Raw genomic sequence first — 13,592 nt, 5'->3', positions numbered from 1 at the left:
CGACGCGGCCGCCTCTTCGGCTCGACCGCCTGAGGTCGCTCGCACCATGAGCAGCCGGCGTGCCAGCACGCCTCTCCTCGGAAACACGCGCCGGGCACCGTGCACGCGCGTGAAAACCGTCCCACCGCGAGGACGGGCGTGGATGCTCCAGTGGCTTCTCGCGGGCCGAGAGCGGGCTTCATCCCATCCGCGACCCATGGGAGAGTCCGCACGTCCCATCTCCCGAAGCCCGAGGTGCCCGAGTGAACCGCTCCGTCCTCGCCTCCCTGCTCCTCTTGGGGGCTCCCGCGCTCGCCGAGACTCCCGCCGCCGCGCCCGCGCCCGTTTCAGCGAAGGCCCGCGCCGTGCATGAGTCCGCGCTCATCATCGACACGCACGTGGACACGCCATTGCGCATGCTGGAAGAGGGATTCGACCTGGGCTCCAAGCCGCCCAACGGCGTGGGCCATCTCGACTTCACGCGCGCCCGCGCCGGCAACCTGGGCGCCGCCTTCTTCTCCATCTGGGTGGAGCCCAAGGAGTTCGCAGGCCAGTACACCCACCGCGCCCTGCGCCTCATGGACGTGGTGCTCCAGCAGGTGGAGCGCCACCCGGACGAGATGGTGCTGGCCCTTTCCTCGAAGGACATCGTCGCCGCGCGCTCGGGCAAGCAGAAGAAGCTCGCCGCGCTGATGGGCGTCGAGGGCGGCCACGCCATCCAGAATGACTTGGGCGTGCTGCGCGACTTCTACCGCCTGGGCGCGCGGTACATGACGCTCACCTGGTCCAACACCAACGAGTGGGCCGACTCGTCCGGCGACATCAATGACGCCAGCGTGAAGCACCACGGCGGCCTCACGGACTTCGGCCGCGAGGTGGTACGCGAGATGAACCGGCTGGGCATGCTCGTGGACATCTCCCACGTGGCCGACTCCACCTTCTTCGACGTGATGAAGGTGACGAAGGCGCCGGTGATTGCGTCGCACTCGTCCGCCCGCGCGCTCACCGACCACCCGCGCAACATGACGGACGAGATGCTCAAGGCCGTCGCCGCCAACGGGGGCGTCGTCATGGTCAACTTCTTCTCGGCCTTCATCGACGACGACTACCGCAAGGGCTTCGCCGCCATGGCCGCGGAGCGGAACGCCGCCGACGAGAAGCTGGAGGCGCAGTACAAGAACGCGGACGCCGCCACGCGCTTCCGCGTGTCCCAGGCGACGAGCTGGGAGTGGGCGGCCAGGGTGAAGAGGCCCCCGCTCGACGCGCTCATCAACCACATCGACCACGTCGCCAAGGTGGCCGGCGTGGACCACGTGGGCCTGGGCTCGGACTTCGACGGCATCACCTCCACGCCCGAGGGCATCGACTCGGTGGCCGACCTGCCCCGCATCACCGAGGCCCTCATGGCCCGGGGCTACACCCGCGAGCAGCTCCACAAGATTCTCGGGGGCAACCTGCTGCGCGTTTTCCGCGAGGCCGAGCGCGTCAGCCGCGAGCTGCGCGCCGCCCCGAGCGCCCAGCGCTGAGGAACGGAGCGGATGATGGTGCCAGGCCCTTCATCGCGGGACTTCCCGCTGGCGCCCGCGGGCGTTAGCGTCCGCGCCATGGCATCGGGCATCAGGTGGCTGCGGCTCGGGTGGGTGATGGCGCTCCTCGTGGGTTCCGGCGCGTGGGCCGAGGAGCCTCCGCGTCCTCCTCCGGCGGACGCCCCCATGGCTTCGGAGGCCGCGCATCAGGGGCCGTCCGTGCAGTGGGAGCTCATGGTGGGTGCCCAGGGCGCGCTGGACGGGTATGCCTCGACGGGGCACCAGGGGCTGCTGCTCGGGATGGGTTGGGAGGGCTCGGCGCTGCGCCTGCGCTTCCTGTTCCTCGCGGGCGTGCCGGACAACATCTACGACTCGCAGACGCACGTGAAGCTGGAGCAGTACACCTTCGGCTTCTGGCTGGACACGCCGGTGCTCCGCTCCGGGCCCGTGCGGTGGGGCGTGGGCGCGGGCGCGGGTCTGCTCGTCTTCGCGCGGTCCTCATTCGCGCTGACTCGGACTGTCGTGCCCTCGAATCCGCGCTTCATCCCCACGCTGCTCACCGGGCCGGACACCTCGGTGCGGTGGCGCCTGTCGCGGCTCTTCGCCGTGGAGGCCACCGCCGCCCTGGACTTCGTCGTCGGCCGGCCCATCCTGGGCTACGAGGACAGCACCTCCGGGGGGTTCATCCCGCTGCACCGCGGCTGGGTGGTGCAGCCCCGCCTGGCGGTCGCGTTCATGATTCTTCCATGAGTGGCGCTCCGCTTGCGGCTGCGCGAGAGTGAAAGGCGATGAACCGGACTTCCTCCGTGACGCGCGTCGGCTTCCGTGGGTGCCCTTCCTTCCGTCCTCGCGAGCTGCTCCTCGCGGGGCTCCTGCTGTGCGCGGCGGGCTGTGCCGTGGAGGACCGCGTGGCCAGCGTCGCCTACTTCGACGCAGGTTCCGGCACGTCTTCCGTGGACGACGCGGGGGCGGAGTCGGACTGGGATTCGGTTGAAGAGGGGGCGCTCCCCGACTGTTCCCCGGAGGCCGTGGACGCGGGCACGCCGTGTGCCGACGCGGGCGTGCGGGAGTAGACGCACCGTGCCACCGCGCGGGTGGGAGTGAGTCATACGGCTCGCCTGGCTCGCGAGGGCGGTTGTGTCCCACGAAAATGAACGTGAGGGGGTGTCCGGATGGAACCCCCATGCACAGGTTCGCTCCGCTCTCGTCGCGCTGGAGGAACGTGCCCGTGCTCCATCGCCTGTCCACCCTGGCTTCCCAGGTGCTTGTCGACCGTGAGGCGCTGCTGCGCACCCTGCGCTGGCCCGTGCTGGTGTGGGAGTCCGTGCCCGCGCCGCCGGCCCCGGTGGCGCGCTCCGAGGGACTGACGCAGACGGGGCGGCGGCCCCAGAGCCGCTCCGTGGAGCCGCTCGTCTTCGAGGTGCGGCCGCGTCCTCGCGGAGGCGTTTCCGAGGTGACAGTGGGCCGCGGCCCCGAGTGCGACATCATCCTGTCGGAGCCCACCGTGTCGCGCATGCACGCGCGTTTCCGGCAGGAGCCGCACACGGGGATGTGGAGCGTCACGGACCTGGGGAGCCACAACGGGACGTTCCAGGACGGGGTGTTGATTGTCCCGGGAAGGCCGGCGCCGCTCTTCGCTCGGGCCGCGTTGAGGCTGGGGGGAGTGGAGCTGGTGTTCCTCCAGGCGTGCGCCTTCGAGCAGTACGTGCGCGCGTCGTCCCAGCGCACCCCGGCTCGCTTGACGCGAGGGGTGTGAGTCCCTAGAAGGGGTGCGCCCTTGGGTGCCCATGTCGGGCCTTCAAGAGGGAAGCCGGTGCGAATCCGGCGCGGTCCCGCCACTGTGAACGGGCAGCCCTGAGGTCAGGGCCGGGGACTTCGGTCAGTCGCCACTCCGGCAGCGTCGCTCCGGGGGAAGGCGGAAGGCCCCTTCCGGAATGGCGCGGCGTGCGCCGGACTCCGGAGCCCGTCAGCCAGGAGACCTGCCCAGGGGTTCGACCGTGCCCTTCACCGGCACGGGCGGGTGGCCTTCTCTCTTCGATGGAGAGAGCGGAAGGCGGAGCATGCGGTGGACCTTCCTCGCCGGGCTCGTGGCGTGCCTGGTGCCCAACATCCCGCTCCTCGCGCACGCTCAGGCCACTGACGAGGGACAGGTGCGTGAGGCGCCGGGCGGCGATGCGGCGGCTTCCGCTCCAGTGCAGGGCTCCGCGGCGCGCTCGGCCGTGCTCGCGCCGGATTCCAGTTCGCCAGTCGTGAGCTCCGACCCGGAGCCGAGTCCTCGGAGCGATGCGCCAATACAGGCCGGTGAAGAGGCATCGGCGCGTGAGGCGTCGGGCCGTGAGCCCACGGTGGCCACGCCCACGGCGAGCGGGGCAGAACAGGAGTCAGCTCCCGCGGAGCCCTCCGCTTCGCGCACCACCGTGGTTCGCGGGAAGACACCTCCGCCTCCGGAGTCTCCGGAGCGCAGAGACCCCACGGGCGCCATCACCATCATCGACGCTCGCGAGCATGCGGGCGAGGCGCGTGACACGGCGGAGTTGCTCGCCGGCTCCGTGGGCCTGTCGGTGCAGGACTCCGGTGGTTATGGGCAGAGCAAGAGCCTGGTGGTGCGCGGCGCGGCGGCCAACGGTGTGCTCGTGTTCCTGGATGGCATTCCCCTCAACGGCGCGGGCGGCATGGCGGACCTGTCGCAGATTCCCGCCGCGCTGGTGGAGCGCTTCGAGGTCCTGCGCGGCGGCGCGGGTGCCCGGTATGGCTCGGGAGGCCTGGGCGGCGCGGTGAACATCATCACCCGCGCGCCCGGCTCGCACCTGCGCGCCAGCGGCGAGGTGACGTACGGGAGCTGGGACACGATGCTGGGCCATGTCGCCGCCACCGGTCCGCTGCTCGATGGGCAGGCGCTGCTGCTGGTGCATGCGGGGCGCTCGGATGGGGACTTCGCGTACGACGTGGATGAGCTTCCCGCGGTCGACGACAACCCGCTCACCTCGCAGGTGCGTGCGCGCAATGACGCGCGAGGCGGTGGCGGTCTGCTGCGCTACCGGCGGCGGCTGCCCGGTGGCTCCCGGTTGGATGCGCTCGCGGAGCTGTCGTTGGAGGACCGCTCCATCCCCGGCACGGTGCAGAACCCCCAGTCCTCCGGGAGGCAGGAGCTGGGTCGATTGTCCCTGGGCCTGCGCTGGTCGGGGCTTCTCGGCGACGTGGGGCAGGGGAGTGCTCGCGGCTTCTTCCGGCGCGACGGGCTGGAGGTGACGGGAGAGCTGCCGGGCGCGGGTGGTGCGCAGCGGCACTCCGTGGGCGGAGTGGAGCTGGAGGGGCGCCGGGCGCTCGGAGACATGCAGTCGCTGACCGTCACGGTGGCCTCGTCCGGTGAGGGCGTCACCGAGGCGCGGGACGGGCAGTCCGCTTCGTGGTGGCGTGCGAGCGTCATGGCCATGGACGAGCTTCGGCTCTTCGATGGCCGGGTGAATGTGGTGCCGTCGCTGCGGGTGGAACGGGTGGGGCCGTACTGGCTGCTGGCTCCGAAGCTGGGCACGTCCGTGTCGCTGGGCGGTGGCTTCGGAGTGCGCGCCAACGTCGGCCAGTCCCACCGCGCGCCTTCCTTCCTGGAGCTCTACATCCGTCAGGGCACGCTGCTCCCCAACCCGGGGCTCAAGCCCGAGCGTGCCCTGTACGCGGATGCGGCGGTGTCGTGGAGCTCCGCCTTTCGTGTTGAAGATGAGCCCGTGTGGAGCGTCACCGCCGGCGGCTTCGGTGCTCTGTACGAGAACCTGATTGCGTATGAGCTGTACCCGCCGCTGCTCGCGCGTCCGTACAACTTCGATGCGGCGCGCGTGTGGGGCGTGGAGCTGGAGGGCGAGGCGCATCCGCTCCCGTGGCTGTCCGCCAACGCCAGCTACACGTGGATGCGGACGCAGAACCGCTACGGTGACCCACGCTTCTTCAACATGGACCTGCCGTACCGGCCGCGACAGAAGTGGGTGGGCCGTGTGCGCGCGGGGCCGGACTGGCTCAATGCGCGCACCGAGGTGCTCCATCAGTCCTCGCAGTTCGTCAACCGCACGGGCTCGCGCAGCCTGCCGTCGCGCACGCTGTTGAGCGCGGGCGCGTCCAGCACCTTCCTGCATGGGCCGGACCTCACCCTGTCCGTGGAGGTGAAGAACCTCCTCGACGTGCGGGCCTATGACTTCACCGGTTTCCCGCTGCCGGGCCGCGCCGTGTACGCGACGCTCGCGGTGGCGCTCGACCGCGACGCTTCTTCCGCAGCCGCACCTTCTGCCTCTGAGGAATCGCATGCCTCGCCGCACTGAGTCAGGACGCGGGAACTCCCTGCGCTCCGAGCCGTTCCCTGAAGGGGAGGGGACGCGGAATGAACGTTCATTCCACCGAGGAGCCCCGCACTCCGCGCCTCCCGTTGGGACGGAGGGCTCGCGGAATGAACGTTCATTCCACTGGTCCCGGCCGCGCGGGGGCGCTCGCTTCCTGGGTGGGTCGCTGATTCCCGCGCTGCTCATGTCCGTGCTGGCCCTGTCGCTCACCGGCTGCCCGGAAGAGGGCGTGGTCTGCACTTCGGGCCTGACCGTCTGCGGCAACGCTTGCGTGGACCTGAGCGGGGACACCGCGAACTGCGGTGTTTGTGGCAATGCGTGCGGCGATGGCCAGTCATGCCAGTCAGGCACCTGTGCGTGCCGTCCGGGCACGGAGGCGTGCAACGGCACCTGCGTGGCCACGGCGACGGACGTGGCCCACTGTGGCGCTTGCGGCAATGCGTGTCCCTCCGGCCAGGTGTGCGAGTCGGGCACGTGCCGCGAGGCGTGCTCGGCGGGCACGGCTCGCTGTGGAGGCTCGTGCATCGACGTGCTGTCGGATGCGCTGAACTGTGGCGCCTGCGGCAACGCGTGCCCGGACGTGCAGACGTGCCACGCGGGCCGGTGCGCCTATGACGTCGTGACCGCCTGCTATACCAACGGGCAGTTGGTGGGCATCCAGGCGGGAACGGATGCACTCGGACCCCGGCGGCAGTTCGGCGGTGGGGTGCAGTCGCTCGCGGGGTGGGACGGCTTCGTGCTCGCCGGGGACGCGACGAACTCCAAGCTGCTCCAGGCCGCGGGCGGCGAGCTGGGTACCGTGGCGGAGGAGGACTCGCTGGGCTCGGTGGCCAGCTCGCCCAATGACATGTTCGTGGACCCGCCGTACGTCTACGTCGCCGACTCGGTGAACAACACGCTCCAGGTGCTCAAGCGCGAAGGCCCGTCCCAGGGCGGCGGCCTCGGCCTGCGCACCGTGGCGCAAATCAACCTCGGGGCCAACACCAGCCCGCAGGCCATCGCGAAGTGGGGCTCGACGCTCTACGTCCCGTTGTTCGGCACCGCCGGCTCCAACTTCCAGCAGGGCAACGCCGTGGCCCGCGTGGACGTCTCCAACCCCGAGCAGCCTCGCAAGGTGGACACCCTCTCCCTCACCGGGCTCGACTTGAAGTCCTTCGACGGCGGCACGGTGATGCCGCTGCCGTACTCGGCGACGGCGGCGGATGGCGGCGTGTACGTGGCCCTCACCAACCTCAACCCGTACAACAACTACCTGCCCAACGGGCCGGGCATGCTCGCGCGCATCGACCCCGCGGACGGTGGAGTGCGCGCCATCGACCTCGGCGCGGAGGCCTGTCTCAACGCGGGCTATGTGGAGGCGGTGGGGAACCAGCTCGTGGTGGCCTGCCTGGGCGAGGCCCGCCTGGACCGCGCCAATGGAAGCCGCGCGGATTCCGTGCGCGCCACCGGGCTGGTGCTGGTGAAGGACGACGTGCCGGTGGCCTCGTACGCGCTGAGCCCTGGCTGCGAGCCCGGCACCGAGGGCTGCCGCGTCGCCGTGGCTGGACGCTTCGCCGTGGCGGATGGCGCGGTGTACCTCGGAGACACCAACGCGGGCCGCGTCTTCGTGGTGGAGGTGGAGGATGGGAAGCTCGTGGAGCGCCGTGGCAACACGACGCCCCAGGCCCGGGGACCCGCGCTGGAGGCGTGCCCGGTGGACTCGCGCCGGCCCGTGTCCAATGCCATCGACGTCACCGCGCTGCCGTGAATGCGCGCCCGGAAGCCGCGTCCGTCCGTCGCGCCTGGAAGCTCGCCGGGCCGCCGTGGGTTGAAGCCGTGAAGCCTCGTGTCGAGCGCAGCCGCGCTGAAGGTGTTTCCACCGTGATGATGAACATGCGCCCGTCCACCTCCCGCTCCCGGGGCATCACCCTGCTGGCCACCGTGCTGTGTCTCCTCGCGAGCACGGCGCGCGCTGCGAGCGTTCCTGCTCCGAAGGGGCCCTACACGCTGGGGCCTCGCGCTCCGGCGCAGGTGCGGCGCGTGGTGACGTTGGCGCCGTCGCTGACGGAGATGGTGCTCACGCTCGGCGCGGGCAACACCCTGGTGGGCGTGTCGCGCTTCGACGTGGCGAAGGAGGTGGAGAAGCTGCCGCGCGTGGGCGGCTTCGTGGATCCGTCCGTCGAGGCCGTCATCGCGCTGAAGCCGGACCTCGTCCTGGTGCAGCCGGGGCCGGGCAACCAGCGGCCCGTGGAGAAGATGGCGGAGCTCGGCGTGCCCGTGTTGCTCCTGCCGCTACACTCCGTGGCGGACGTGCTCGCCGCCATGCGCGCGGTGGGAAAGGCCCTGGGCCGCGACAAGGATGCGGAGGCCCTCGTCTCCCGCATCGAGGCCTCGCGCACCCGCGTCCGTGAGACCGCGAAGAAGCTGCCCGCGCCGCGCGTATTGCTCGCCTATGGCTTCGAGCCGCTCGTGGTGGCCGGGCCCGGCTCCTTCGCGGATGAGCTGCTGAAGGACGCGGGTGGCATCAACGTGGCGGCGGGCGCTGGCTCCGCGTATCCCGTGTACTCGGTGGAGCGCGCGGTGACGGCCCGGCCCGACGTGGTGGTGGACGCCGCGGACGTGGACGTGGGCAAGGACAAGCTGCGCGCGCTCCCGGGCCTGTCGGGTGCGCGCTGGGTGGAGGTGCCCTCGCTGGCGCTCCTGCAGCCCGGCCCGTCACTGGGGCGGGGGCTGGAGGAGCTCTTCCGGCTGCTCCACCCGGACGCGGCGTTGAAGCCGTAGCCTCCGGGCGCGCGGACTGGCGGGCATCGTCCAGGCTCGCTGTGGCCTCGCGGGCAACGGCCGGGGCTCGCTGTGGACTGGGAGGCAACAGGGGCTCGCGCCAAGTGCTGGAGATGTCTGCGGGCCGGGGGCGTGGGCGCTCCGGTACAGGCCTTGCTCATGGGGAGGGCGTCGTCAGCCACTCCGGCTGGCGCAGCAAGGAGACGCCCCATGAATCTCCGAGGCTTGTTGCTGGCGGCGGCGCTGCTGCTCGCCGTGCCCCTGGGCGCCCAGGCTGCGCCTGCTCTCGATGACGTGGAGTACCGCGGAACCCCGTTCCCGTTCTGGTGGGTACGCCAGGGTCCTCCAGGTCCCGTGTTGGTGACGGACGTGAAGGTCGCTTCGTCCGGCACTGACAACGGTGTCGACACGCTGAACTTCGTCACGCTCGTGGTGGGGCAGTAGTCCGGCCACGCCGCATCCGCGAGTGGAGCTCCAAGGGGGCCGTGGAGGGGGGCCACGGTTCGAGGCACGAGGGGGGCGTGCCTCGCAAAGGGGGGGACAGTGTGCAGGGGCCGCGTCGGCACGGGAGGGGTGTTCCTCCACGGCTTGCGGCAAAGAGGGGCCGCACACATGAGGGGGAGAAGTCTTCGTGCCGCGGGCCGCCGTCGGGCCCTCGGCTCTCCGCACCGGAGTGTGCTCCCCACGCTCCGGTGCGGTTTCTTTCGTTCCGGCCCGTGCCCGTGGGTGGCCAGGCTCGCGCGGTGCCCTTCCTGACGGGCGCGTGCGCGGAGGGCTTCCGGGGCGGCGGGGACCGGAGTAGATGCGTGGGCGTCCTCGTCTGGAGTGGTCTCCCATGCTCCGCCGTCTTCCGTCACTCCTCGTCAGTGCGTGCCTCGTGGTTGGCGCCGTGAGTGTCTCGTTGTGGCCTCGCGCTGCTGGCGCGCAGGCTCCGGCTCCCGCGCAGCCCGCGCCCGCTGCGCGTCCTGACGCTTCCACTCCGCCGCCCACGCGCGTCGCCGTTCCGCCGGAGGCTCCTCCGCGTGCGTCCTCGACCCGCGTGAACGCGTCCAATCGCAAGGCCGCGCCCGCGGAGGCTCCCGCGCCCGTCGCCGCGCCTCCCGCTCCTCCGTCCGTGCAGGCCGTGGAGTACATGTTCCTGCGGCGCGAGGACCCGGAGGTGGACCTCGTGCAATTGCAGCAGCTCGGCGCGGAGGGGTGGCAGGTCGTCGCCACCGTCGTGGTGGACGGCAGCACGCGGCGCTACGTCCTCATGCGGCCCAAGCGGTGAGCGGCGCTCCCATGACTTCCTCGCGGGAGCGCGCCTACGGCTTCCGTGCCTCGCGAGTCCTCGCGCTCCTCGGGGCCTTCCTCGCGCTGGCCTTTGTCTCCTTCGCCCTGGCCGTGCGCTTCGGCGAGCAGCCCATCTCCCTCATCGCCGCGCTGACGGACCCGGCTTCCGTCGACGCGCTCATCTTCGGCTCCATCCGCCTGCCTCGCGCGCTGCTCGGCGCCATCGTCGGCGCGGGGCTCGCCGCCTCGGGCTGCACGCTCCAGGGGCTCCTGCGCAACCCGCTGGCGGACCCGTTCGTGCTCGGTGTCTCCGGCGGCGCCGCGCTCGGCTCCACGCTGGCGCTCACGCTGGGCCTCGCCACCGTGGGCGAGGCGGCCCCCGGCATGGGCGAGGCGCTGGCCCGCCTGTCCGCCCCCGCGCTCTTCGCCTTCCTCGGCGCGGGCGCGTCCATCCTCTTCGTCCTCTCCGTCAGTCGTGGAGCATCGACCCGCGCGCCCTACGCCGCGCTCCTCACCGGCGTCATCTTCAACTCCTTCGCCTCCGCCGCCATCACCCTGCTGAAGACGCTGTCCGCTCCGGACCGGCTCGGCGAAATCCTCTACCGGCTCGTGGGCGCGCTGAACATCGAGCAGGTGGACACGCTGGTCCTCTCCGCGCTGCTCCAGGCCGTTGCCATCGGCGTCATGTGGGCGCTGTCCGGCCGGCTCAACCTCCTGTCGCTCGGCGACGACGATGCCACTTCGCTCGGCGTGCCGGTGGCCGCCACCCGCCGCTGGCTGCTGCTGGCCTCCAGCGCCAGCGTGGCCGGCGCGGTGGCCCTCACCGGGCTCATCGGCTTCGTGGGCCTCATCGTCCCGCACCTGCTGCGGCTCGTCTTCGGCCCGGACCAGCGGCTGCTGATACCGCTGTCCGCGCTGGGAGGCGCGGCCTTCCTGCTGCTCTCGGACCTGCTGGCGCGGCTGGCCTTTCCCCTCTTCAGCCAGGACCTTCCCGTGGGCGTCGTCACCGCGCTCCTCGGAGGTCCGCTCTTCCTCGTCCTGCTGCGTCGGAGGGTCCGGCTGGGGCAGGTCTGACGGTGCGCCAGCGGACGGCGGTGCCCTGTCCGAGCATTGACAACGCCCGCCACCCGCCGTACTTCCCGCCCGTCCTCGGTGCCTCCGTGATGCCACGGTGGCTCAAGGGAACCCGGTGTGAATCCGGGACTGCCCCGCAGCGGTGAGCAGGAACGAACGCCGTCGAGACGCACTGGTCCACGAAGGGCCGGGAAGCGACGGCCAGTAGGTGGGTGCCCTCCCGGGCTCCCGCGCCTGCGAGTCCGAAGACCTGCCGAAGACCCGTGCCCGTGGCACGGACATCACCGAAGCCTCCGAGGGGAGGCGACGGAGGCATCCGCCCGCACGCGTCATGCGCGTCCGGGGCCCTGCCTTCGTCCCGCTCCTCGCCTCGAGGCCCAACCCGCCCGTGGGGGGCGGAGAGGAAGCAGGACGCCGATGAAGACCGCCGACCTGAAGCGCGCCGCACCCTGGACGATGCCCGCGGCGCTCGCCGTGGCCACGCTCGCCCTGGCCCTGACCGCCACCGGCTGCCGCCCCGAGTGCGTGGATGCCTTCGACTGCCGCGCCGACAATGGCCAGCCCCCCGAGGGCGAGCAGTGGGTGTGCCGCAGCGAGAAGTGCTCCACCGTCCCCCTGGACGAGGAGCAGCCCACGACGGACGCGGGCACGGACGCGGGCACGGATGCTGGAACGGACGCGGGCACCGACGCCGGCTCGGACCCGTGCGTCACCGCGACGTACGACGCGAAGCTGGGCACGCTGAAGCTCCAGACGGGCTTCCAGGTGGCCGAGGCCCCCGCGATTCCGGACGATGTGAAGGCGGTCACGTCCTCGCCGGGCCCCACGTACTCGCTCTACGCGGTGCGCGGTGCCGCGGCCCTCGGCAAGGACGATGCGCTGTACTCGCTGGGCACGTGGCCCGACCTCCAGCCCTCCTCCGCGAAGCTCTACGACGTGGTCTCCGCGACGGACCGCGCGGGCACCACGCGGGTGTACTCCGGCGGCTTCCTCGCCCATGACGGCAAGCGGCTCTTCGCGGGCTACACCCTCGCCACGGCCGACGTCGCGGGCTCCATCGTCGCCTACGACCTCGCCTCGTCCGCCGACTCGACGTATGTCACCGCGCCGAAGAACTACACCGTCGCTGCCTTCGCCTCGGACGCTGTCTCCGCGCTGCTGGTCAACGGCGGTGGCGTGGGCAAGACGTCCGACGGCCTGGGCATCTACGCCCTGGTGACGTCCGAGAATCCGTTCACCTCCGCGAAGGTGGCCACGCTGCCCTCGAACGCCGGTGCGAGCGGCTACACCGCCGTGGCGACCAACGGCATCGCCGTGCTGGGCTATGCCGCGAACCCCAACTTCGTGAACCAGGCCCACGCGGTGGCTCCGTCGAAGGTGGCACAGGCCCTCTCCTCGGGCACGCCCATCGACCTCGGCACGCAGCCGAAGCTCGAGGTGGGCAGCGACTTCAGCGGTGTCACGGCCTTCGGCAACGGCGTGGCGCTCAACCGCGGCGCCTTCGACTCGAGCTTCAAGTTCATCTCCACGGACGTGTCGCGCTACGCGCTCACCATCGGCATCAGCGACGTGGCCGTCGGCGACCGCGTGCCGGTGCTCGTCTACGCGGACCAGTGCACGTCCGTGGAGCTGCTGTCGTCGCTCGGCGAGGACCTGCTCGTGGGGCTGCATGACAAGAACGGCCGCCGCCTCGTGCGCATCCAGCAGAAGCCGTGAGCTCGCGCCGCTCCATGATGTGGCCTTGGGGCGCGGCGCTCGCCGCGCTCCTGTCCCTCGCCGCCTGTGGTGACGAGGACGGCCCCTCCACGCCCGCGACGGACGCGGGGACGCAGGACAGCGGCACCGACGCGGGCTCCGACGCCGGAGTCCGCCCGGCGGACACGTACGCCGACGAAGTCGTCGGGTACGTGCCCGGCGAGGGTGCCGGCTTCGGTCAGGACCGCTTCCCCGACGTGGTGCTCGGGCCTCCCGCCGGGGTGGGCCCGGACAACGGCTCGCTCGACGTGCTCTCGCTGGGGCGCGGGGGCCACATCACCCTGCGCTTCTCGGACATCGTCATCATCGACGGGCCCGGTGTGGACCTGCTCGTCTTCGAGAATGCCTTCGTCGTCCCCGGCGGGGCGACGTACGCGGAGACGGGGCGGGTGGAGGTGAGTAACGACGGTGTCACGTGGAAGGCCTTCCCCTGTGCCTTCAACGACGCGGACGCGGGCTACCCGGGCTGTGCCGGCGTGCACACCGTGCAGGCCAACCCCGCCAACGGCGTCAGCGCCACGGACCCCGCCGTGGCGGGCGGCGACGGCTTCGACTTGTTCACTGTTGGACTGGACCGTGCCCGCTTCGTTCGCATCACCGACACCGGTGCGAATGGCTATGGCGGCACGGCCGGCGGCTTCGACCTGGACGCCGTCTCCGTGGTGAATGGCGAGCCCCTCCAGGGGGCCGCGCCGTGAGCTCCGGTCCACCTCCCGTGCAGGCGATGGAGGTGGACCGGCCGCGCTGAGTACGAAGCCACCCGGGGAGCCCCGGCTCACTCCCGCACTGCCAGTCATGACGCGACCCCGCTTTCCTCGCCGGGAGTCCGTATCCACCCCTGGATGGGGCCGGTGCTCACCTCCTTCTCTCAAGAGTCGGGAGAGTCGTGTAATGTCGGGCA

Annotated in this window: 12 protein-coding genes and 2 riboswitches; all 12 genes read left to right on the top strand. The window is 71.4% G+C overall.

All coding sequences use genetic code 11. From position 1 onward, the window contains the following. Positions 1 to 242: 242 nt before the first annotated feature. Positions 243 to 1,505 (top strand): dipeptidase, encoded by a 1,263-nt coding sequence (locus ACVTJA_RS46050; protein ID WP_465830390.1) that lies wholly within the window; start codon positions 243 to 245, stop codon positions 1,503 to 1,505. Positions 1,506 to 1,583: 78 nt separating this feature from the next. Then, entirely contained in the window at positions 1,584 to 2,255 is a 672-nt protein-coding gene (locus ACVTJA_RS46045; protein ID WP_465830388.1) for a hypothetical protein, read from the top strand. Between the two features lie 38 nt (positions 2,256 to 2,293). Then, a complete protein-coding gene (locus ACVTJA_RS46040) occupies positions 2,294 to 2,578 on the top strand; it encodes a hypothetical protein (protein WP_465830387.1) in 285 nt (94 codons plus the stop codon). 110 nt (positions 2,579 to 2,688) lie between these two features. Then, positions 2,689 to 3,261, top strand: a complete 573-nt coding sequence (locus tag ACVTJA_RS46035; RefSeq protein ID WP_465830385.1) for an FHA domain-containing protein — start codon at positions 2,689 to 2,691, stop codon at positions 3,259 to 3,261. 6 nt (positions 3,262 to 3,267) lie between these two features. Continuing rightward, a riboswitch (cobalamin riboswitch) is annotated at positions 3,268 to 3,506 on the top strand. Between the two features lie 59 nt (positions 3,507 to 3,565). Next, positions 3,566 to 5,812 (top strand): TonB-dependent receptor plug domain-containing protein, encoded by a 2,247-nt coding sequence (locus tag ACVTJA_RS46030; RefSeq protein ID WP_465830383.1) that lies wholly within the window; start codon positions 3,566 to 3,568, stop codon positions 5,810 to 5,812. A gap of 202 nt (positions 5,813 to 6,014) precedes the next feature. Continuing rightward, positions 6,015 to 7,577 (top strand): MXAN_6577-like cysteine-rich protein, encoded by a 1,563-nt coding sequence (locus ACVTJA_RS46025; RefSeq protein WP_465830381.1) that lies wholly within the window; start codon positions 6,015 to 6,017, stop codon positions 7,575 to 7,577. Positions 7,578 to 7,696: 119 nt separating this feature from the next. After that, entirely contained in the window at positions 7,697 to 8,590 is an 894-nt protein-coding gene (locus ACVTJA_RS46020; protein ID WP_465840675.1) for an ABC transporter substrate-binding protein, read from the top strand. A 210-nt stretch (positions 8,591 to 8,800) separates the two neighbouring features. Continuing rightward, positions 8,801 to 9,034, top strand: a complete 234-nt coding sequence (locus tag ACVTJA_RS46015) for a hypothetical protein (RefSeq protein WP_465830379.1) — start codon at positions 8,801 to 8,803, stop codon at positions 9,032 to 9,034. A gap of 391 nt (positions 9,035 to 9,425) precedes the next feature. Then, entirely contained in the window at positions 9,426 to 9,860 is a 435-nt protein-coding gene (locus ACVTJA_RS46010) for a hypothetical protein (protein ID WP_465830377.1), read from the top strand. Between the two features lie 11 nt (positions 9,861 to 9,871). Beyond that, positions 9,872 to 10,936 carry a FecCD family ABC transporter permease gene (locus tag ACVTJA_RS46005; protein ID WP_465830376.1) on the top strand — a complete coding sequence of 355 codons (1,065 nt, stop codon included), beginning with the start codon at positions 9,872 to 9,874 and terminating at the stop codon, positions 10,934 to 10,936. 59 nt (positions 10,937 to 10,995) lie between these two features. Beyond that, a riboswitch (cobalamin riboswitch) is annotated at positions 10,996 to 11,208 on the top strand. 145 nt (positions 11,209 to 11,353) lie between these two features. After that, on the top strand, positions 11,354 to 12,652 hold the full coding sequence (locus ACVTJA_RS46000; protein WP_465830375.1) for a hypothetical protein: 1,299 nt from the start codon (positions 11,354 to 11,356) through the stop codon (positions 12,650 to 12,652). Positions 12,653 to 12,666: 14 nt separating this feature from the next. Further along, the gene (locus ACVTJA_RS45995) at positions 12,667 to 13,389 is read left to right on the top strand and encodes a cell surface protein (protein ID WP_465830373.1); all 723 of its coding nucleotides are present in this window, start codon (positions 12,667 to 12,669) and stop codon (positions 13,387 to 13,389) included. Positions 13,390 to 13,592: the final 203 nt, after the last annotated feature.

It is taken from the genome of Pyxidicoccus sp. M6, from assembly GCF_055568925.1.
Note: the sequence above shows the minus strand (reverse complement) of the source record. Positions and strands in the feature narration are given on the sequence as shown.